The sequence below is a fragment of the Bacillus sp. SRB_8 genome (genome assembly GCF_003264205.1).
GTDB classification, from domain to species: domain Bacteria; phylum Bacillota; class Bacilli; order Bacillales; family Bacillaceae_G; genus Bacillus_A; species Bacillus_A mycoides.
The window spans coordinates 742,160-760,194 of the sequence record NZ_NADT01000018.1 but is presented as its reverse complement, the minus strand read 5'-3'; the positions used below and the strand labels follow the sequence as shown (position 1 = coordinate 760,194).

Annotated in this window: 21 protein-coding genes and 3 other annotated features (1 of these 24 cut by a window edge); of the genes, 12 read left to right on the top strand and 9 right to left on the bottom strand. The window is 37.2% G+C overall.

Features of this window, described 5'->3' with window-relative positions; translation table 11 throughout:
* Nucleotides 1-6: a sequence feature (ribosomal protein L20 leader region), on the top strand (it extends 115 nt beyond the left edge of the window).
* Nucleotides 7-69: 63 nt separating this feature from the next.
* The 5 genes from infC to B5P40_RS14035 all read left to right on the top strand — a co-directional run bounded on the left by infC (nt 70) and on the right by B5P40_RS14035 (nt 3,505).
* On the top strand, nt 70-573 hold the full coding sequence (gene infC / locus B5P40_RS14060; protein WP_002015470.1) for a translation initiation factor IF-3: 504 nt from the start codon (nt 70-72) through the stop codon (nt 571-573).
* A gap of 21 nt (nt 574-594) precedes the next feature.
* The gene (rpmI, locus tag B5P40_RS14055) at nt 595-795 is read left to right on the top strand and encodes a 50S ribosomal protein L35 (protein ID WP_001125945.1); all 201 of its coding nucleotides are present in this window, start codon (nt 595-597) and stop codon (nt 793-795) included.
* A gap of 38 nt (nt 796-833) precedes the next feature.
* Complete coding sequence (gene rplT / locus B5P40_RS14050; protein WP_001138364.1) at nt 834-1,190, top strand: 50S ribosomal protein L20; 357 nt, start codon at nt 834-836, stop codon at nt 1,188-1,190.
* A gap of 668 nt (nt 1,191-1,858) precedes the next feature.
* Nucleotides 1,859-2,350: a dUTP diphosphatase gene (locus B5P40_RS14040; protein ID WP_002015469.1), complete on the top strand. Its 492-nt coding sequence runs from the start codon at nt 1,859-1,861 to the stop codon at nt 2,348-2,350.
* Between the two features lie 69 nt (nt 2,351-2,419).
* On the top strand, nt 2,420-3,505 hold the full coding sequence (locus B5P40_RS14035) for a M42 family metallopeptidase (RefSeq protein WP_002088917.1): 1,086 nt from the start codon (nt 2,420-2,422) through the stop codon (nt 3,503-3,505).
* 41 nt (nt 3,506-3,546) lie between these two features.
* Here the strand turns inward: B5P40_RS14035 and B5P40_RS14030 are convergent, their stop codons facing one another.
* Nucleotides 3,547-4,164, bottom strand: coding sequence for a TetR/AcrR family transcriptional regulator (locus B5P40_RS14030; protein WP_002015467.1), 618 nt, complete (start codon nt 4,162-4,164; stop codon nt 3,547-3,549).
* Between the two features lie 296 nt (nt 4,165-4,460).
* On the opposite strand from B5P40_RS14030, the gene B5P40_RS14025 reads away from it, so the two are divergent.
* Together B5P40_RS14025 and B5P40_RS14020 are read left to right on the top strand one after the other, a co-directional pair.
* Nucleotides 4,461-5,114 carry an HlyD family secretion protein gene (locus tag B5P40_RS14025; RefSeq protein WP_002190842.1) on the top strand — a complete coding sequence of 218 codons (654 nt, stop codon included), beginning with the start codon at nt 4,461-4,463 and terminating at the stop codon, nt 5,112-5,114.
* Nucleotides 5,115-5,126: 12 nt separating this feature from the next.
* Nucleotides 5,127-6,920, top strand: coding sequence for a DHA2 family efflux MFS transporter permease subunit (locus tag B5P40_RS14020; protein WP_113709339.1), 1,794 nt, complete (start codon nt 5,127-5,129; stop codon nt 6,918-6,920).
* Between the two features lie 21 nt (nt 6,921-6,941).
* Here the strand turns inward: B5P40_RS14020 and B5P40_RS14015 are convergent, their stop codons facing one another.
* The 5 genes from B5P40_RS14015 to sspI form a co-directional block, all read right to left on the bottom strand.
* A complete protein-coding gene (locus tag B5P40_RS14015) occupies nt 6,942-7,298 on the bottom strand; it encodes a hypothetical protein (RefSeq protein ID WP_016092408.1) in 357 nt (118 codons plus the stop codon).
* Between the two features lie 24 nt (nt 7,299-7,322).
* A complete protein-coding gene (locus tag B5P40_RS14010; RefSeq protein ID WP_002165001.1) occupies nt 7,323-7,694 on the bottom strand; it encodes a hypothetical protein in 372 nt (123 codons plus the stop codon).
* A gap of 112 nt (nt 7,695-7,806) precedes the next feature.
* Complete coding sequence (locus tag B5P40_RS14005; RefSeq protein ID WP_076540591.1) at nt 7,807-8,520, bottom strand: CPBP family intramembrane glutamic endopeptidase; 714 nt, start codon at nt 8,518-8,520, stop codon at nt 7,807-7,809.
* A gap of 139 nt (nt 8,521-8,659) precedes the next feature.
* Entirely contained in the window at nt 8,660-9,217 is a 558-nt protein-coding gene (locus B5P40_RS14000) for an HD domain-containing protein (RefSeq protein ID WP_002067431.1), read from the bottom strand.
* Between the two features lie 179 nt (nt 9,218-9,396).
* A complete protein-coding gene (gene sspI / locus B5P40_RS13995) occupies nt 9,397-9,606 on the bottom strand; it encodes a small acid-soluble spore protein SspI (RefSeq protein WP_000009511.1) in 210 nt (69 codons plus the stop codon).
* Nucleotides 9,607-9,688: 82 nt separating this feature from the next.
* Here sspI and B5P40_RS13990 point away from each other — a divergent pair, with 82 nt between their 5' ends.
* From B5P40_RS13990 to B5P40_RS13970, 5 genes are all read left to right on the top strand, one after another.
* Nucleotides 9,689-10,486, top strand: coding sequence for a TrmH family RNA methyltransferase (locus tag B5P40_RS13990; RefSeq protein WP_002015458.1), 798 nt, complete (start codon nt 9,689-9,691; stop codon nt 10,484-10,486).
* A 92-nt stretch (nt 10,487-10,578) separates the two neighbouring features.
* Nucleotides 10,579-10,807, top strand: a binding site (T-box leader).
* Between the two features lie 43 nt (nt 10,808-10,850).
* Nucleotides 10,851-11,885: a phenylalanine--tRNA ligase subunit alpha gene (pheS, locus tag B5P40_RS13985; protein WP_002015457.1), complete on the top strand. Its 1,035-nt coding sequence runs from the start codon at nt 10,851-10,853 to the stop codon at nt 11,883-11,885.
* A gap of 18 nt (nt 11,886-11,903) precedes the next feature.
* Nucleotides 11,904-14,324 (top strand): phenylalanine--tRNA ligase subunit beta, encoded by a 2,421-nt coding sequence (gene pheT / locus B5P40_RS13980; RefSeq protein WP_113709338.1) that lies wholly within the window; start codon nt 11,904-11,906, stop codon nt 14,322-14,324.
* Between the two features lie 142 nt (nt 14,325-14,466).
* Nucleotides 14,467-14,718, top strand: a binding site (T-box leader).
* Nucleotides 14,719-14,770: 52 nt separating this feature from the next.
* Nucleotides 14,771-16,162 (top strand): asparagine--tRNA ligase, encoded by a 1,392-nt coding sequence (asnS, locus tag B5P40_RS13975; protein WP_002034242.1) that lies wholly within the window; start codon nt 14,771-14,773, stop codon nt 16,160-16,162.
* Nucleotides 16,163-16,254: 92 nt separating this feature from the next.
* The gene (locus B5P40_RS13970) at nt 16,255-16,389 is read left to right on the top strand and encodes a YuzL family protein (RefSeq protein WP_000039594.1); all 135 of its coding nucleotides are present in this window, start codon (nt 16,255-16,257) and stop codon (nt 16,387-16,389) included.
* 42 nt (nt 16,390-16,431) lie between these two features.
* On the opposite strand, the gene B5P40_RS13965 is transcribed toward B5P40_RS13970, so the two are convergent.
* From B5P40_RS13965 to rnhC, 3 genes are all read right to left on the bottom strand, one after another.
* Nucleotides 16,432-16,683: a hypothetical protein gene (locus tag B5P40_RS13965; RefSeq protein ID WP_002143326.1), complete on the bottom strand. Its 252-nt coding sequence runs from the start codon at nt 16,681-16,683 to the stop codon at nt 16,432-16,434.
* Nucleotides 16,684-16,696: 13 nt separating this feature from the next.
* Nucleotides 16,697-16,951, bottom strand: coding sequence for a hypothetical protein (locus B5P40_RS13960; RefSeq protein ID WP_078175945.1), 255 nt, complete (start codon nt 16,949-16,951; stop codon nt 16,697-16,699).
* Nucleotides 16,952-17,088: 137 nt separating this feature from the next.
* A complete protein-coding gene (gene rnhC / locus B5P40_RS13955; RefSeq protein WP_078175944.1) occupies nt 17,089-18,024 on the bottom strand; it encodes a ribonuclease HIII in 936 nt (311 codons plus the stop codon).
* Between the last annotated feature and the right edge of the window lie 11 nt (nt 18,025-18,035).

Below are 18,035 nucleotides of genomic sequence, written 5' to 3'. Positions count from 1 at the left end.
TGTTCGGGTTCTACAATTGCAAAACGTATTCTAAGAAAACCTTGGAGGTGGCTTACTATTAGCAAGGATATGATGATTAACGAGCAAATTCGTGCACGTGAAGTACGCTTAGTTGGCGCAAACGGCGATCAACTTGGAATCAAGTCTCGTAATGACGCTTTAGACTTAGCTGCAGGTCTTAATCTTGATTTAGTATTGGTTGCTCCAAATGCGAAACCACCAGTATGCCGCATTATGGACTACGGTAAATTCCGCTTTGAGCAACAGAAGAAAGAAAAAGAACAGCGCAAAAATCAAAAAGTAATTAGCATGAAAGAAGTTCGTTTAAGTCCAACAATTGATGAACATGACTTTAACACAAAACTTCGTAATGCTGTCAAGTTTTTAGAGAAAGGCGACAAGGTTAAAGCGTCAATTCGCTTTAAAGGACGTGCCATTACTCATAAAGAAATCGGTCAACGTGTTTTAGATCGCTTCTCAGAAGCTTGTGCTGAAGTTAGTACAATTGAATCTAAGCCTAAAATGGAAGGACGTAGTATGTTCTTAGTTTTAGCACCGAAAAACGATAAGTAATAGATAGAGGAGGAAATACCTATGCCTAAACAAAAAACTCATCGCGGCGCTGCAAAGCGTTTCAAAAAGACTGGATCTGGTAAACTGAAGCGTTCTCACGCTTACACAAGCCATTTATTCGCTAACAAATCTACAAAAGCTAAACGTAAACTACGTAAAGCTGGTGTAGTTAGCGCTGGTGACTTCAAACGCATTCGTCAAATGCTTGACAACTTAAAATAAGTTCGGCTGATATATAGAACAAACTAGGAGGTAATATTATGCCAAGAGTAAAAGGTGGTACAGTTACTCGTCAACGTCGTAAAAAAGTTATAAAATTAGCAAAAGGTTACTACGGTTCTAAGAGTACATTATTTAAGGTTGCTAACCAACAGGTTATGAAATCTCTAATGTATGCATTCCGTGACCGTCGTCAAAAGAAACGTGACTTCCGTAAATTATGGATTACACGTATCAACGCAGCAGCTCGTATGAATGGTCTTTCTTACAGCCGCTTAATGCACGGTTTAAAAAATGCTGGCATCGAAGTTAACCGCAAGATGCTTGCTGACTTAGCTGTTCATGACGAAAAAGCTTTCGCTGAATTAGCAACAGTTGCAAAAAACAACATTAACTAATTGTTTAAAACCTTAGAAGATTTTCTTCTAAGGTTTTTTTATTTGTATTTATTGTAAAATCAGCCACTTATTATCGTTATTTCTTGCTCAAGTATATTAAGATGTGCTTGTAAGAATTTTTGTAACGATAACGTGGAGACTTTTACATGAAAGTAGGAAAGATTAACGGACGTGTCGTTATCGATATGACAAAATCAATATAAAAGCTATAGCGATATAAAAGAATATATATATAAAGTCAGGAGAATCCTCCTGACTTTTTTTATCCCGCATTAACGGGCAGTAAAACTCCCACCTCAAAATTCAGCTGGAGCAAAGAAGTTAGGTGGGAGATCAACTGCCCGTAAAAGCCCGATTGGTGAAGGCTAATAATAAGTGGGGATGAACAAAACCCCCCACTTATTAAAGTTTCACTTTATTTGAACTCATTCGTGAGAAGTGCATCTTTCCTAGCAGAAACGACACTGCTATAATGGAAAGATGATATGGAACTTTCATCAAGTGAACAATATATGAGTGATGATTGAAACGTATTTGCAAATTAAGGACAAGCTATCTTTATAAAGATGTAGGTAGCTGACTTGTTAATAAGAAACGAAAAATAATAATGAACTTTGAGATGAAACAACATTGTTGCGGAAAATGCGATGTTGGAGGAGGACAATAGAATGGACTTACTACAACTATTTAAATTACAAAAAGAATTAGATGACCGTATTGTGAAAGAACATGACTTACAACCGAAAAAATTGTTAAAAGAAAAAATGTTAGCTCTTCTTGTAGAAATTGGAGAACTTGCAAATGAAACACGTTGTTTTAAATATTGGAGCAATAAACCAGCTTCAGAACGTGAAGTAATATTAGAAGAATACGTAGATGGTTTACATTTTATTTTATCAATCGGAATCGATTTAGGAATTGATAAAAACTTCTTATTCTATAAATGTGCGCAAACGAATAAAACACAAGTGGAAATTTTCTTAGACACATATGCGAAAGTAATTCGTTTTACAGATCAACCTTCTATTACGAACTATATTGAACTATTTACAAGCTATCTTCGCCTTGGACAAGCGCTTGAATTTGAACAAGATGAAATTGAAAAAGCATATTTAGATAAAAATGAAGTAAATCATCAGCGTCAAACACAAGGATACTAATTTAATTTTTGAATATTTCAATTTCCTTTTGTATAATAAAGTGACTGAAGAAAAAGGAGGGTGTTGGCAATGATAAAATTAGACGAGACATTGACAATGCTAAAAGAATTAACAGACGCACGCGGTATTGCGGGTAACGAGCGCGAACCACGTGAAGTAATGAAGAAATATATTGAGCCGTTTGCAGATGAACTTTCTACTGACAATTTAGGAAGTTTAGTTGCGAAAAAAGTTGGGGAAGAAAACGGCCCGAAAATTATGGTTGCAGGTCATTTAGATGAAGTCGGCTTTATGATTACGCAAATTGATGACAAAGGCTTCCTTCGTTTCCAAACGGTGGGTGGCTGGTGGTCGCAAGTTATGCTTGCACAGCGCGTAACGATTGTAACGCGTAAAGGAGATGTAACAGGTGTAATTGGTTCAAAACCACCGCACATTTTACCTCCAGAAGCTCGTAAAAAGCCAGTTGAAATTAAAGACATGTTCATCGATATTGGTGCTTCTAGCCAAGAAGAAGCGATGGAGTGGGGCATCCGACCAGGGGATCAAGTTGTACCGTACTTCGAATTCCAAGTGATGAAGAATGAAAAGATGTTACTTGCAAAAGCATGGGATAACCGAATTGGTTGTGCAATTGCAATTGACGTATTAAAACAATTAAAAGATGAAAAGCATCCAAACGTTGTATACGGCGTTGGGACTGTACAAGAAGAAGTTGGTCTTCGTGGTGCGAAAACATCTGCAAACTATATTAAGCCAGATATCGCATTCGCAGTAGATGTAGGTATTGCTGGTGATACACCAGGTGTAACGGCAAAAGAAGCACAAAGTAAAATGGGTGATGGTCCGCAGATCATTCTATATGATGCTTCTGTTATTGGTCATACAGGTTTACGTGATTTCGTTGTTGATGTTGCGGATGAATTACAAATTCCATATCAGTATGATTCTGTAGCGGGCGGGGGAACGGACGCAGGAGCAATTCACATTTCTGTAAATGGTATCCCATCTATGGCAATTACGATTGCGACACGCTACATTCATTCTCATGCAGCGATGTTACATCGTGATGATTATGAAAACGCAGTGAAGTTAATTGTAGAAGTTATTAAACGTCTTGATAAAGAGGCTGTACATAACATTACATTTAATTAATAGAAAAAAGCGAAGGATAACCTCCTTCGCTTTTTCCATTTTTAAAACGGTCTTTCTAATCCTGCTGCAGTATGAGCTCCTAAAATAATTAAGCGAGTTAATTGCATTGCCATGAAATGTGGGGTATAAATCATGCCTCTTTTTAACCATGACATAATCATTCCGATATGAGCGCCTGTAACATAACTAATAAGAATATCACGAGGGACCATAAGGTCTTCATCATCTGGCTGGGAAATAGATAGGCTTAATGTTAAATGTGTTTGAATTGTTTTCATCATTTTATAAGAATAGTTTCCAGCTGCCTTATCGCCGAGCATAACGTTATAGAAATTAGTATTGTCTGCAATATGCTCAAACAAAGCTAAAAAAGTTGGATGCGGTGAATCAAAAGTGAGCTGAAAATCTTCTTTATTTCGATTTTGTGGTTTAATTACTGCAGCTAGTTTTTCTAACATTTCTTCTATGCTTTTTTCTAATAAATCATATTTATCATGGTAATGGCTATAAAATGTAGCACGATTTACAGGAGCGCGTTCCGCGATATGTTGCACAGTTACATTTTCGAAGCCCTTTTCGCCTACTAAAGCGACAAAAGCATCCTGTATGAGTTGTCTCGTTCGTTTTACACGTGGATCATTTGTATTTTTAATAGACATTTTTACTTCACCTCGTTTAATTTTTTAACCTTAAACAACACATGTATAGTGTAATGTTGTTTAAACAACATATAGGTTTAAATTGTTGGTTGTAGATTCGGGATAATTATTTATAATTATAAACGATAGTCCTTTAGAAATCAGCACCGCTAGGATGCAGACAAAACATAGTTTGCGTCGTAAAAGGTGTGCTTTTTTTGTTTAAAGGTTAATATAATTAACAATTAAACAATATAAACACTAAGGATGTAAATAGTTTAGGAAAAAATTATATGCGATATAAGGAGAGGAATGCAATGAATCAGTTTCGAAGAATGGTAATTATCAACATTATCACATTAATTGTATTAGTTGGCGGCGGTATTGGCGGTTATTACTATTACAATCAAGCGGAAAACTATTTAAAAACAGAAAATGCAAAGATTGATGGGAAAGTAATCCCAATTGCATCACCAGTAGCAGGTAAATTAACAGACTGGAAAGCTGAAGTCGGAAAAAATTACAATGAGAACGATAAATTAGGTGCGGTTACTGTAGCAGGAGCAAATGGTGAGCAAACAGTAGATGTAACAATTCCGCAAAATGCAACAGTTGTACAGTCAAATGCAACAACTAATGCGTTCGTTGGGGCAGGTAGCCCAATTGCTTATGCATTTGATATGAGCAATTTATGGGTAACAGCAAATATTGAAGAAACAAATATTGATGATGTTCAAAAAGGTCAAACAGTAGATGTGTATGTAGACGCATACCCAGATACAACGTTAACGGGAAAAGTAGAACAAGTTGGATTAACAACAGCGAATACATTCTCGATGTTACCATCAAGTAACGCAACAGCGAACTATACGAAAGTAAAGCAAGTTGTACCAGTTAAAGTTTCTTTAGATCATAGTAAATCAGTAAATATTGTTCCTGGAATGAATGTGTCAGTTCGTATTCATAAGTAAGGGGGAGATGAGATGTCCTCAATTACAATTGTAGGATATGCACTATTTTGTATAATCGTCTTCTTCCTTGTAAATCGTCTTTTACGAAAGAAAAAAACGAATGTGGGAGAAGAACAAGTCCCAGCCGTAAGTAAGATAGAAGTAAGTCAAGCAGAAACAGTAGAGAAAGAACTTGAACAAAAACAAGAAACAGAAGCTTCTAACGTAGTGGAATTAGAAACAGGGAAGCAAGAGCAAGTAAAACGGGAAAAAGAAATGCTGAAGAGACAATTGCCGGTAGAGAATGTGAATGTAAAGGCAGTTGTAGCTGTATTAATTCTCGGTATGTTCGTTTCTATTTTAAACCAAACGATCATTAATGTTGCACTGCCTCCATTAATGAATGAATTTAACGTATCAACTTCAACAGCACAATGGTTAATTACAGGCTTCATGCTTGTAAACGGGATTTTAGTACCAATCAGTGCATTTTTAGTTTCACGATTTACGTATCGTAAATTATTCATAGCAGCAATGTTATTCTTCACTGTAGGGTCTATCATTTGTGCTACATCAGGAAACTTTACAATGATGATGACAGGCCGTGTTGTTCAAGCGGTTGGCGCAGGTATTTTAATGCCAGTTGGTATGAATATCTTCATGACATTATTCCCGCCTAATAAACGCGGAGCAGCTATGGGGTTACTTGGGGTAGCGATGATTTTAGCACCAGCTATCGGACCAACTGTAACAGGTTGGGTAATTGAAAACTATAGCTGGAACTTAATGTTCTATGGGATGTTTGTTATCGGTTTAATTATTACGTTCTTATCTTTTAAATTCTTTACACTAGCTCAGCCAGTGTCTAAAACAAAGTTAGATGTATTCGGTGTTATTAGTTCAAGTATTGGACTAGGTAGCTTACTGTACGGATTTAGTGAAGCTGGAAATAATGGCTGGACTAGTGCAGAAGTTGTTATAACACTTATCATCGGTGTCGTTGGTTTAGCTGTATTTATTTGGAGAGAGTTAACAACAGACAATAAAATGCTTGATTTACAAGTGTTTAAATATCCGACGTTCACTTTCACATTAGTAATTAACGCGATTGTAACGATGGCCTTATTCGGAGGTATGTTATTACTTCCAGTATACTTGCAAAACATTCGCGGTTTTACACCGATGGAATCTGGTTTATTATTACTTCCAGGATCATTAATTATGGGGATCATGGGACCAGTTGCAGGTAAACTATTTGATAAGTATGGTATTCGTCCGTTAGCAATTGTCGGATTAGCCATTACAACATTTGCGACATATAAATTTACAACGTTATCGATGGATACACCGTATAGCGTTATTATGACGGATTATATTATACGCTCAATTGGTATGTCATTCATTATGATGCCAATTATGACAGCTGGTATGAATGCACTGCCGATGAAATTAATTTCTCACGGTACAGCAACGCAAAATACGTCAAGACAAGTAGCTGGTTCAATTGGAACAGCGATATTAATCACGCTTATGACGCAACAAACTACTGCTCACGTAGCGGATTACGGCAATATGTTAACAACGTCAAACCCGATTTTAGTTGATAAAGTACATGGTATGGGCCAAAGCTTAGCGGCATTAGCCGGATCAGCTCAAGCAGGAGATGCGATGAGTACACAACTATTATTTGGACAAATTTCAAAACTATCTGCAATTAACGGTATTAACGATGCCTTCTTAATTGCAACTATATTAGCCGGTATTGCTTGGGTGTTATCGTTCTTCTTACCATCAGGCAATAAACCAAATAGAAAAGCAGGGAATTAATTTCCCTGCTTTTTTGTCTTTTTAAAGAGTGAGATATAAAAAATGATAACCAGCTACGGAGCACAGCCCTGTTATAAACAAAATTGTTCCCATAGCACGAATGCTGGATATTTGTCTTCCACTTATAATAGCTAGTAGTCCAGCTAAAGAGAAGAAACACCAATATAAAGTTCCTGAAATTGGAACCATCCCCTCTAAATCTATTCCAAAACCTATACAAATGATAGGAACAAAGATAAGCGATATACTAATCAAACCAGCTATAATAGTAAGTGATTTACGATATTTAATGCCAGCAATAATTAAAAAAATGCCAACGATGAATTGGCATAACATCAAAGTAAGAGCCAAAACCATCCAAGTTAATATTCCAAACACTTCTGTATTACCTCCGATAAAATATTATATATAGAATGAATCCCCTACAGACATAAGTACCCAGAAAATAACCCCTAATATGCCAGCGATAAAAATAATGAATCCCATATTACGTATACTTTTAATCTTTGCCTGTAATCCATTTAATCCTGCCAATAATCCAGTTAAAGAAAACAGTATCCAATATAAAGTAGTTGAAATAGGGAGGATCGTATCGCTATTCACCCCCATGCCCCAAAAAACAAAAGGTAGTGTGACAAAAGATAGGCTAAGTAGCCCCATTAAACCCACAAATAATTTAAGATGTTTAATGCTAGTAATAATTAAAAAAATACCACCGAAAAATCCGCATAAAACAAGAAGTGGCATATAAAAAATCCAAAGTAAGCTCGACATAAATAATCTCCTTCTATGGTGATGAGTTATATTTTACTACATGAGGTTTATTTTGGATATTATTAATAAATATGTATAAATTGATAGAAATGAGAAGTGATGATACCTCTTTTTAACTCAAGAATGCCAACATATTATTCATAATATGAAATAACATAGCTGGAATAATGGATTTTGTTTTTTTACATAAAATAGCCATTAATAATCCCATGAAGAAAGTAATTACCATTACTCCCAGTGAGTATGTATGAGCGATACCGAAGAAGAAGCTTGTTATGATGGCTGCAATCCAAAATGGAAAGCGCTCTGAGAAGAAGCGAAGTATAAAGCCACGGAAAATAAGTTCTTCAAAAATTGGTGTGAGTATAGCGAAGCCGAGAAGTAATAATATTTGATACTGCTTAAAAACGTCTAAGTTTAGTGCGGAAGATTGCTGCTTTGTTGCGTCTTGGAACACATAATTTAACAAGATGTAATTGAGTATAATGTTTATAGCGAAGAAAAGAAGTAAGTATACGTATGTACGCCATTCTTTAAGTGCTTTAAAGTTAAAAGATTTTAGCAGTAATTTTTTTGCAGGTTCAAATTTGAAAATGAAGAATAACAACACGGCTAGTTGTAATACGATACTTGCAGTATTTGCAATAGATTCATACAGGGCAATTTGTTTTTTATCTGTAAGACCGGCTGTATAAATGGTTAAGGGCATTGCGAGGAACACAGTAATAAGTCCGGTTCCGAAAAAAGCGAATAAAACGGAGCTAATAAATTGTCCCCATGACATAGAGTATTTCTGTTCATTAGAAAGTTGTGTAGCGGGTTGCATTTGTAAAATCACCTCTTTATATTTGTATATCTAATTATAAAGTATTTTGCTTTTGGGTGTAACATTTAAATATTACATACAAAGGTGTATTTTTCGCAAAATAATAAAAGAGGTATCACCCTATAGTGATGCCTCTTTCTCATTGATAACTATGTTCTGCCTTGTCATTCAATTTCTTTTGCTCTATTTGTAATTCACGCTCTACCAATCGGTCTAATTGCTGAATTGCTTTCAATGCTTTTTCATAAGAAATAGTTCTATAATGGTGTGCGCCACCTGGTTCTTCATCGGCTTCATCCGCCCACTTAATAACATTTTGTAGAGGTGTTCTTTCAAGTGTTTGTTCTAGTAGGAAAGAATCAGTGTGCAGAAGAATTGCAACAGAAATTTCTTTTGCTAGTTTGGGATGTTCTCCTAATCTAATAAGCAATTTATGAGATCTTTCTGCTCCTTTAATCGCATGTATATCATTCTTTTTATACAAGTCATAGTCCCATTCGCCGCCTGTGTACCACGTATGATGTCCGATATCATGAAGGAAGCCAGCCTTTGTCGCAGCATCGACTGAGGCGTGATGCTTTTTGGCTAAGTGAAACGCATGATAAGCGACAGCAATCGCGTGGACCATTCCAGAACGGTTTACATATTTTTGTGTAATGTGATGTTTAAAAACTTGTTCAAGCGTAATACGTTGCATAAAACATTCACTCCTTTTATCTAATGATGTACATGAAGAAAAATCGATCGGTTTAAATGTATTTTGAACATTGTACTCCATCGGGGTAGCGTTAGTAAAGTAGAAATGTTTAGGAGAAGAAAAATTTTATAGACATAAAAGGTCACCTTAGTTTTTTTTCTAAGGTGACCTTTTATTGCTTATTTTTTTAATCCTTGCTCCAGTGTTCCTAACATTTCGTGTTTTTCATTTTCATCAGCATTTTTCCAAATGACTTCGAATAAAACGCCAAGACCTGGAAGCATTTTTTCTTCACCGCTTTGAATTGCATCGACAATCGTTTCTTGTAATTGGTCTTGTGAATTTCCAGATACATTCGCTAATACCGCGCCGCGTAAATTAAAACTCATTATCTTCACCTCTTCTTCAGAATTGAAACTGACGTTAGTTTTTGTTCTTTTTTATGTAAATATGTATGAAAAATAGGCTATAATGATAAGACAAGAAGAGAGGGAAATACATATTATGAAAAACATTGATTCAGTACAAAACCCGCGTGTGAAGCAGTGGAAAAAGCTGCAGACGAAAAAAGAGCGCGATAACAAAGCTTTATTTTTTGTAGAAGGATTCCATTTAGTAGAGGAAGCGTTAAAGGCAGGAGTTGTAACAGAACTTATCGTTTCAGATCAGACAGATCTTCCGAAAGATTGGACAGTTAATGATGTTGAAATGTATATTGTGCCTGAAGCAATTGTAAAAGTACTTCGCGAAACAGAAACAACGCAAGGTGTATTTGCTGTTTGTGAGAAACATGAGAAAGAAGTAGCTCTTACTGATGGGAAATTTCTTTTATTAGACGGCCTTCAAGACCCAGGTAATTTGGGAACGATTATTCGTACAGCGGATGCAGCGGGTATTCATGCCGTTGTGCTTGGAGAAGGGTGCGTTGATGTTTATAATAGTAAAGTACTACGATCTACACAAGGTTCTATTTTCCACTTACCGGTTGTGAAAGGGAACTTAGAAGAATGGGTAGACAAGTTAAAAGAAAATAACGTCCCTGTATATGGAACAGCTCTTGAAAATGGAGTTCCATTTGGTGAAGTAACCCCGGCTGGAAGTTTTGCATTAATTGTAGGGAATGAAGGAAGCGGCGTACGCCAAGAAATTCTTGCGAAAAGTGATCAAAACTTGTATATTCCGATTTACGGCGGGGCAGAATCATTAAATGTTGCGGTTGCAGCAGGGATTTTAACGTATTATTTACAAAGCCCAGTTGCGAATCGATAAAAAACTTCTTATAATAAGTTGAAGTGCATGTTCATAAAAAAGTGGTGAAATGAGTATCGAACTTTTTTGAACATATAATAAAAGTATATTAATGAAAAACGTTGATAGAGAAGAGTAGCTTACAAAATCGCCATATAGGGAGAGAGTGCCGTAGACTGAAAGCATTCTTATGGTAGATGGAAGTGAATTCACCTCTGGAGTTGGCGCCAGGACCATTTATATGTAAAGGCGTTCCGGTCAGAATTGATCGTTATAACTAATGAGTGGGCAGACTTGTTCTGTCAATTTAGGGTGGTACCGCGAATTTACCTCGTCCCTTTTTGGGAGCGGGGTTTTTTTATTTTTAAAATTAGGAGGGTTCCAAATGGAAGCACGTTTAAAAGAGCTAAAGCAAAAAGCGTTAGAGCTTATTGAAGAAGCGAAAGAGCTAAAGGGCTTAAACGACGTACGCGTAGCGTATTTAGGGAAAAAAGGTCCAATTACAGAAGTATTACGCGGCATGGGAAAATTATCAGCAGAAGAGCGTCCACGTATGGGAGCATTAGTAAATGAAGTACGTGAAGCGATTCAAACGCGTCTAGAAGACAAAATTGGTAACTTAGAAAAAGCAGTAATTGAGGCGAAATTAGCTACTGAAACAATTGATGTTACACTGCCAGGTCGTCCTGTTGAAACAGGTTGTCACCATCCGTTAACAGCAGTTGTTGAACAAATTGAAGATGTATTCATCGGTATGGGTTATGAAGTAGCTGAAGGAACAGAAGTAGAAAAAGACTACTACAACTTCGAAGCATTAAACTTACCGAAAGATCACCCAGCGCGTGATATGCAAGATACATTCTACATTACAGAAGAAACGTTACTACGTACACATACATCTTCTGTGCAAGCACGTACGATGGAAAAGAATAAAGAAAAAGGCCCGATTAAAATTATTTGTCCTGGTAAAGTGTATCGCCGCGATGACGATGATGCAACGCATTCACACCAATTCATGCAAATTGAAGGTCTTGTAATTGATAAAAATATTCGTATGAGTGACTTAAAAGGTACACTGCAAGTATTCGTGAAAAAGATGTTCGGTGAAGATCGTGAAATCCGTCTTCGTCCAAGTTTCTTCCCATTCACAGAGCCGTCTGTAGAGATGGATATTTCTTGTATGATGTGTCACGGTAAAGGTTGTGGCACTTGTAAAGGGACTGGCTGGATCGAAATTTTAGGAGCAGGTATGGTTCACCCGAACGTACTTGAAATGGCTGGTTATGATTCAAAAGAATATCAAGGTTTCGCATTCGGTATGGGCGCAGAGCGTATCGCAATGTTGAAATACGGCGTAGATGACATTCGTCATTTCTATACAAATGATGTACGTTTCTTACAACAATTCAAACGAGCGTAAGGGAAGGAGAGGATAAATATGTTCGTATCATATCGTTGGTTACAAGAGTATGTAGATATTAAAGATGTAACAGCACAAGAACTAGCAGACAAAATCACGAAAAGTGGTATTGAAGTAGAAGGTGTTGAAGTATTAAATAAAGGTGTAAAGGGTGTTGTAGTTGGTCACGTATTAGAATGTGAAAAACACCCAGAAGCTGATAAATTAAGCAAATGCTTAATCGATATCGGTGAAGAAGAGCCGGTTCAAATTATTTGTGGAGCTGCTAACATTGCAAAAGGTTTAAAAGTACCAGTTGCAAAAGTTGGCGCTGTACTTCCTGGTAACTTCAAAATTAAAAAAGCAAAACTACGCGGGGAAGCTTCTCACGGTATGGTTTGTGCTCTTCAAGAGCTTGGTATTGATGGGAAATTCGTTGCGAAAGAATATGCAGACGGTATCTTCATCTTCCCAAGTGATGCTGAAGTTGGTGCAGATGCACTTGAAATTTTAAATTTACATGATGAAGTACTTGAGCTTGGTTTAACACCAAACCGTGCAGATTGCTTAAACATGTTAGGTGTTGCATATGAAGTAGCTGCTATTTACGGCCGTGAAGTAAAACTTCCAGCTATCGACTTACAAGAAACAGAAGAAAAAACTTCTGATTACATTTCTGTAAGTGTAGAAGCGAAAGAAGAAAACCCATTATATATTGCAAAAATGGTGAAGAACGTAAAGATTGGTCCATCACCAATGTGGATGCAAACTCGTCTTATGGCAGCTGGCATTCGTCCAATTAGTAATGTAGTTGATATTACAAACTACATTTTAATGGAATACGGTCAACCGTTACATGCATTCGATTACGATAAATTAGGTTCAAAAGAAATCGTTGTTCGTCTTGCAAAAGAAGGCGAAAAGATTCAAACATTAGATGCTCAAGAACGTACGTTACAAAGCCACCACCTTGTTATTACAAACGGTGAAAAAGCGTTAGCTGTTGCTGGTGTAATGGGCGGAGCGGATTCTGAAGTTGATAGCGAGACAGTAAACGTTCTAATTGAGTCTGCATACTTTGCAGGTCAAACAGTGCGTCGTACATCAAAAGACTTAGGTCTTCGTAGCGAATCAAGTGCACGTTTTGAAAAAGGAATCGACCCAACACGTACATTTGAAGCAATTCAACATGCAGCTGCTTTAATGGCAAAATACGCTGGTGGAGAAGCACTTGAAGGTGTAGTAGAAGCTGATAACTTACAAGTAGAAGAACGTACAGTATCTGTTACAGCTGAAAAAGTAAACCGTGTATTAGGTACAGATATTTCTGCGAGTGAAATGGGTACAATGTTCACAAACTTAAAATTCCCATTCACAGAAGTAGAAGGAACATTCCATGTAAATGTACCAGCACGTCGTCCTGACATTACAATTTCAGAAGACTTAGTAGAAGAAGTAGGTCGTCTGTATGGTTATGATCACATTCCAGTTACATTACCATCTGGAACAATGACACGTGGTAAATTAACATCAGCACAAACGAAACGTCGTAAAGTACGCCGCTTCCTAGAAGGTGCTGGTTTATATGAAGCAATCACATATTCATTAACAAGCGCTGACAAAGCGAAACAATATATGGTTGAGCCGAACGAAAAAGCTCCTGTAAATCTTGCGCTTCCAATGAGCGAAGAGCGTAGCCAACTTCGTTTAAGCTTAGTGCCACAATTGTTAGAAGCAGTTTCATACAATGTTGCACGTAAAAACGACAGCGTTGCATTATATGAAGTAGGTTCTATCTTCTTACCAACAGAAGCAGGAGAACTTCCGAAAGAAGAACAACATCTTGCAGGTGTTATGACAGGTCTTGCTCTTCACCATGCATGGCAAGGTGAGAAGAAAGTTGTAGACTTCTTCGTTGTTAAAGGTGTATTAGAAGGATTATTCGACGTACTTGGCGTGGCAAATCAAATCACTTATGCACCAGCAAAACGTGAAGGTATGCACCCAGGCCGTACTGCTGACATCGTATTAGATGGTGAAGCAATCGGATTCATCGGTCAATTGCACCCGGAAACAGAAAAACAATTAGATGTGAAAAATACATTCGTATTCGAATTATCTCTTGCAAAAGTATTCGGTGCAGACGCTGAGGGAACTTACTACTCAGCAATTCCACGTTTCCCATCTATGACACGTGATATGGCTGTTGTAGTAACAACAGAAACAAAAGCTGGTGAAATGAAGCAAGTCATTGCTGAAGCTGGCGGAGAACTTCTGAAAGACGTAGCACTATTCGACTTATACGAAGGTGAAAAAATGGAAGAAGGCAAGAAATCAATTGCATTCTCTATGAACTACTTCGATGCAGAACGTACATTAACAGACGAAGAAGTAACAGAAGCACATAACCGTGTATTAACAGCGGTAGAAGAGAAATTTGGTGCGGAGTTACGTAAGTAATAAAAAATTGCCGGATTAAGTCCGGCAATTTTTTTATGGCACGATTGTCGGTAAGTCGATATATTGCGAAAATCGCTGATATATTTTCTGGCATCTTGCATCTTTCTCTCGAATGTAGTACATTAATTTTAGTTTAACAAAACGAAAGACGATGATAAGGAAAAGTAGTATATACTATAATCCAAAGCGAGTCAGGGACGGTGAGAGCCTGATGAGGCGGTATATGTGAAGAACACCTTGGAGTTGCTAACCGAAATTGAAACTTGTATTCAAGAGTAGACTTAGACGGGAATCCGGCCTGTTACAAACCGGGAAGTATGTATTACATACGAGTTAAAGTTGGTCTTTATGACAAATTGGGTGGTACCGCGAAGTTTAACCTTTCGTCCCTTTATGGATGAAAGGTTTTTTTGTATTTAAATATATGAGTAAAGGAGAATTTTACTATGGAAAACACATTAGTAAAAAGTCTGTATAGAGATACAGATAAATACGCAGATCAAACAGTACAAGTATCAGGTTGGATTCGTAACTTACGTGATTCAAAAGCATTTGGTTTCATCGAATTAAACGACGGTAGCTTCTTCAAAGGTGTTCAAATCGTTTTCGATACAGAATTAGAGAACTTCAAAGAAATTGCAAAGCTTCCACTTAGCTCTTCAGTTAAAGTAGAAGGTAAAGTAATTGCAACGCCTGGAGCGAAGCAACCATTTGAAATTAAAGCAGAAAAAATTGATATCGAGGGCTTATCAGATTCTGATTACCCACTTCAAAAGAAGCGTCATACGTTTGAATATTTACGTACAATCGCTCACTTACGTCCAAGAACAAATGCATTCTCTGCAACGTTCCGTGTGCGTTCTATCGCAGCATTTGCGATTCACCAGTTCTTCCAAGAGCGTGGATTCGTACATGTTCACACACCAATCATCACTGGTAGTGATACAGAAGGTGCAGGCGAAATGTTCCGCGTAACAACGCAAGATTTAAACAACGTACCTAAAGGTGAAGACGGACAAGTTGACGAATCAAAAGACTTCTTCGGTAAAGAAACAAACTTAACAGTAAGTGGACAGCTTAATGCTGAAGCTTATGCGTTAGCATTCCGTGATGTGTACACATTCGGTCCTACATTCCGTGCAGAAAACTCAAACACAACTCGCCACGCAGCTGAGTTCTGGATGGTTGAGCCTGAGATTGCATTCGCTGAGTTAGGCGATGTAATGGATCTTACAGAAGATATGCTGAAATATGCAATGAAATACGTACTAGAGCATGCACCAGAAGAAATGGACTTCTTCAACAGCTTCGTTGATAAAACAGTTCTAGAGCGCATGAACAACGTGATCAACTCTGACTTCGGTCGCATCACTTATACAGAAGCAATTAAAGTACTTCAAGAATCAGGTGCTGAATTTAAATACCCAGTAGAATGGGGTATTGACTTACAAACAGAGCACGAAAGATACTTATCAGAAGAAATCTTCAAACGCCCTGTATTCGTAACTGACTATCCGAAAGACATTAAAGCATTCTACATGCGTATGAACGAAGATGGTAAAACAGTAGCAGCTACTGACCTTCTAGTTCCTGGCATCGGCGAATTAATCGGCGGAAGTCAACGTGAAGAAAGAATGGACGTTTTAGTAGACAGAATTAAAGAATTAGGTATGAACGAAGAGGACTACTGGTGGTACTTAGAACTTAGAAAATACGGCGGTACAAAACACGCTGGATTCGGTCTAGGTTTCGAGCGCTTCCTAATGTACATTACTGGCATGGCTAACATCCGTGACGTAATTCCATTCCCAAGAACTCCAGGTTCTTCTGAGTTCTAAAATATGAAAAAAGCGAGAGGGTTTCCTCTCGCTTTTTATTTTGAATAGTTTATTACCTCGTAGCAAAAAGTAACGCGAAGGGGTGAATATAAATGAGTAAAAAAGTGAAAAAAGATCATTCAAGATCAAGCCTAGGTTCTCCAGAAGTAGAAGGACAAGGAACGACGACACATGAAACAGGTTCTCATAAAGTATCTTCATCAAATAAGAAGCAGAAACGAAGCTAACATAAAAAAGGAGAGTCTTGGCGGCTCTCCTTTTTTTATGTATTACATCTTATTATCATTAATCTCTTTTGTAATTTTATCTACATCTTTGTCTAATCGATCTAAATAGAAAAACCACAGTAAGCTCATGAGAACGTAATAGATGGCCATAACACAAAGATTATCAGATATATTTTCGAATGTGGATTTGGAAGTGAAAAAAGCTCCCCAAATGATAGAGATTGTAAGGTAAGAGAGAGGGAACACGAGGTGTACTAAAATATATAATATCTTTTTAACTTTAACAGAGTTCATATGAATTACCTCCTTATTTAAACAATCCTCTTTTTCTAATCATAAATTCAAGTTCCTCACAGAAGTGTTGCAGCTTTACTGGATTATGTATTAACAAGCGGGCATCGTGTTTCCCGATAAATCTTCGAATCCGAAAGTTTAATAAGAAAGATCGGCCATAGCGCTCTATTAAATCGTTGAACACGGGTTGTTCACTTAGTAGCTGAATGTTTTCTCTAATTTCGAACTGTCTTTCGTGTGGATCACCTAGTAAAATATCTAGAATCATTTGTAGAAGTAGTAATAGGAACTCATATGTTTGAAAAATATGTATATTTTAATTATAACAAAAATACACAGGCGATAGTAGAGTGGACTAAAGCGAAACAAAAAACAGGAGTTTGTAGGCTCCTGTTTTTGTCGATACTATTTTAATAAGCGAAACGCCTTCTCTGTATTAGCAAAATGCACTTTTACAAATTCAGGTAGTCTTTCTTTACCGACTTTTTGAATTAATTTAGCAGCGGCAATATCAACTTGTTTACCAGCACCTTTCGGAAGTTGCATACCAGCTTTTTTGCTTAGTTCGTCAAATTGTTTTACGAATGAGTAACGAGCTAAAATGGAAGCGGCGGCTACTGCTAAATGGACACTTTCACCTTTTGTAGCGAAGTAAACATTTTCACGCTGTACCTGTTTTTGTTTCGCTAAATATTTATAGTATGTATCAGGCTGTGTAAATTGGTCGATTAAGATGCCTTCTGGTTTTGTAGGCGCGATTTTTGCCAATAAGTTTGTGATGGCTTTGTTATGTAGTAAAGCTTTTAGTTTACCTTGGTTGTTTCCTTTATCAAATAGCTCGTTATATTTTTCATTATGGAGAACGAGGGAGCTGTAAGGAACAACGTGAAGGAGTTGTTTTGCAATCTCAGCAATTTGAGCATCATTTAAGTTTTTGGAGTCTTTTACACCGAGTTCTTTTAAAAGTGGAATTTGCTTCGCATCCACATATACAGCAACTACTGTCATCGGTCCGAAGTAATCACCAGTACCTACTTCGTCTGATCCTAGAATAGACATTGTGCCGATGGAAGCGGGCGGCGCATAACGATGTGAATTGACCGATTTTTTTACAGCTGATTTTGGTGTTTGAGAGACAGTTTGCCAACGAGAAGCCTCTGCTTCAGCACGTCCACCTTGAAACATCACTTTCCCTGATTTATAAGCTGTAATTGTGCAAGATGGAACCTTTGCCATAAAGATACCGCCTTGCGGAATTTTGGGGCTAAGTGCTTGTTTGTATTGTTGTTTCATGTCTTCAATTACTGTAGAACTTGTTTGTATTACGATAGAATTTGACAAAATGGTCGCTC

Coding starts and splice junctions, on each gene's coding strand:
- infC (WP_002015470.1), top strand. CDS start 70: ATGATGATTAACGAGCAAATTCGTGCACGTGAAGTACGCTTAGTTGGC.
- rpmI (WP_001125945.1), top strand. CDS start 595: ATGCCTAAACAAAAAACTCATCGCGGCGCTGCAAAGCGTTTCAAAAAG.
- rplT (WP_001138364.1), top strand. CDS start 834: ATGCCAAGAGTAAAAGGTGGTACAGTTACTCGTCAACGTCGTAAAAAA.
- B5P40_RS14040 (WP_002015469.1), top strand. CDS start 1,859: ATGGACTTACTACAACTATTTAAATTACAAAAAGAATTAGATGACCGT.
- B5P40_RS14035 (WP_002088917.1), top strand. CDS start 2,420: ATGATAAAATTAGACGAGACATTGACAATGCTAAAAGAATTAACAGAC.
- B5P40_RS14030 (WP_002015467.1), bottom strand. CDS start 4,164: ATGTCTATTAAAAATACAAATGATCCACGTGTAAAACGAACGAGACAA.
- B5P40_RS14025 (WP_002190842.1), top strand. CDS start 4,461: ATGAATCAGTTTCGAAGAATGGTAATTATCAACATTATCACATTAATT.
- B5P40_RS14020 (WP_113709339.1), top strand. CDS start 5,127: ATGTCCTCAATTACAATTGTAGGATATGCACTATTTTGTATAATCGTC.
- B5P40_RS14010 (WP_002165001.1), bottom strand. CDS start 7,694: ATGTCGAGCTTACTTTGGATTTTTTATATGCCACTTCTTGTTTTATGC.
- B5P40_RS14005 (WP_076540591.1), bottom strand. CDS start 8,520: ATGCAACCCGCTACACAACTTTCTAATGAACAGAAATACTCTATGTCA.
- B5P40_RS14000 (WP_002067431.1), bottom strand. CDS start 9,217: ATGCAACGTATTACGCTTGAACAAGTTTTTAAACATCACATTACACAA.
- sspI (WP_000009511.1), bottom strand. CDS start 9,606: ATGAGTTTTAATTTACGCGGCGCGGTATTAGCGAATGTATCTGGAAAT.
- B5P40_RS13990 (WP_002015458.1), top strand. CDS start 9,689: ATGATAAGACAAGAAGAGAGGGAAATACATATTATGAAAAACATTGAT.
- pheS (WP_002015457.1), top strand. CDS start 10,851: ATGGAAGCACGTTTAAAAGAGCTAAAGCAAAAAGCGTTAGAGCTTATT.
- pheT (WP_113709338.1), top strand. CDS start 11,904: ATGTTCGTATCATATCGTTGGTTACAAGAGTATGTAGATATTAAAGAT.
- asnS (WP_002034242.1), top strand. CDS start 14,771: ATGGAAAACACATTAGTAAAAAGTCTGTATAGAGATACAGATAAATAC.
- B5P40_RS13970 (WP_000039594.1), top strand. CDS start 16,255: ATGAGTAAAAAAGTGAAAAAAGATCATTCAAGATCAAGCCTAGGTTCT.
- B5P40_RS13965 (WP_002143326.1), bottom strand. CDS start 16,683: ATGAACTCTGTTAAAGTTAAAAAGATATTATATATTTTAGTACACCTC.
- B5P40_RS13960 (WP_078175945.1), bottom strand. CDS start 16,951: ATGATTCTAGATATTTTACTAGGTGATCCACACGAAAGACAGTTCGAA.